The sequence below is a fragment of the Kitasatospora sp. NPDC001225 genome (assembly GCF_053597855.1).
On sequence record NZ_JBSFJC010000417.1, the window covers coordinates 1 to 1700 of the forward strand.

The following is a 1700-nucleotide window of genomic DNA, read 5'->3' on the forward strand; positions in this document are numbered from 1 at the left end:
GCCGCGAGCAGGCCGGCCGGGCGGAGCGGGCCGGCGACACCGCGGCGCAGCAGCGCTACCTGGCCGCGGCCGGGCGGCTGGAGTGGGAGAAGCTCGACGAGGTCGAACTGGACGTCCGCTACCGCGTGGTGCGGGCCGAACGGTACATCCGCAGCGGTCCGGACGGCCCGGAGCCGCCGCGCTCCACCGACCCCGACGACCACCGCAAGCGCCCGCTCGCCGAAGCCCTGGACCCGGCCGCCGGCTTCGTCATGGACCCCGCCCTGCCGACCGGGCTCTCCACCGGCATCCTCAAGACCGACCTCATCCAACTGGTGCCCACCGCACGCGACTTCCCGCCCGAGGTCCGCCGGGACGCACTGCGTTCCAGCACCACCCACCCGGGTGTGGTGCTGCTGCCGGCCGCCTTCGGCGTCGCGGAACGGGTCGACGGCCGGTGGCGTCCGGTCGGCGTCATGGACGCCCCCACCCCCTTCCGCGCCCGGGACATCCTGTCGATGCGGCTGCGCGTGACCGAGCCGGTCGAACGCCGGCTGAGCGACCGGCAACGGGCCCGCTACGCCGAGGCGGCGGACCGGCTCGAAGCCGAGCAGGGCTTCGAACTCACCGTCGAGGACCGGCTCCTGCGGATCATCCGGGTGGAACGCGCCGTCCGCTTCGGCCCGGACGGACCCGAGGGGCCCCGCCCCTCCGACCACGACCCCGAGGACCCGATCCTGGTGATGGACCAGAAGCTGCGAGCGCAGGGCATCGTCCCCGACGAGGACGATGACGAGCCGATCGTCCTCGACGAGTCCGCGCGGGAGTTCCAGCGCCTCTTCGAGGCCGAGATGGCCCGGCGCGGCACCCCGCTCCCGCGCTTCGAGGACGACGGGGCGTAGGGCGGGCCCACCCCGTCGAACACCCCTCCACCACCGTGGTCCGTGACGGGTGACCGGCACCGGTCCCGCTCGTTGCACACCGGGGGGTCATCCCAACCGCTCGGGGTGACCAAGGAGCCGGAGGTGCGCGCAGCATGGGGTTGGCCGAGGGTTCACAGGACGGTTCGCACGAGGACGCGGTGAGCGGGCGGACCCGACGCCAGTTCCTCACCCGCGCCGCCGCGTTGGGCGGGGCGCTGGCCGTCGGTCCCGCCGCCGGCGCCGCCGCGCTCCCGCGTGGCGCGGGCGCCGGTGCCCGCGGCGGCTCCGGCTCCGGGCGGACCGTGGCGGTCCTCGGCGGCGGGGTGTCCGGGCTGAGCGCGGCGCACGAACTGGCCGAGCGCGGCTACCGGGTGACGGTGTACGAGTACTACGCCGCGCTCGGCGGCAAGGCCCGGAGCATGGACGTGCCGGGCGGCGCGCGCGGTGGACGCCGAGCGCTGCCGGGCGAGCACGGCTTCCGGTTCTTCCCCGGCTTCTACCGCAACCTGCCGGACACCCTGCGCCGCATCCCCTACCCGGGCAACCCCGGCGGCGTCCACGACAACCTGCGCGACGCCACCCAGGCGCTGCTGGCCTTCGACGCGCCGCGCCCGGGCCTGCTGCTCCCGTTCCGGACCCTCACCCGCCGCCCGCTCGACCTGGGCGACCTCGCCCCGGACGCCCTGCGGCGGACCCTGACCGGCGCGCTGGACGAGGTGCTGCACCTGCCCGCCGACGAGCTGGCCTACTTCGTGGACCGGGTCCTGGTCCACCTGACTAGCTCCGACGTGCGCCGCG

The 1700-nt window shown here is 75.8% G+C and carries 2 protein-coding genes; both read left to right on the plus strand.

Translation table 11 applies throughout. From position 1 onward, the window contains the following. A partial coding sequence (locus ACWDCZ_RS41075) for a DUF5954 family protein (protein ID WP_449818685.1) occupies positions 1-881 on the plus strand: 881 nt, incomplete at its 5' end. 134 nt (positions 882-1015) lie between these two features. Beyond that, positions 1016-1700: FAD-dependent oxidoreductase (locus ACWDCZ_RS41080; protein WP_449818686.1), on the plus strand; the 685-nt coding region annotated here is incomplete at its 3' end.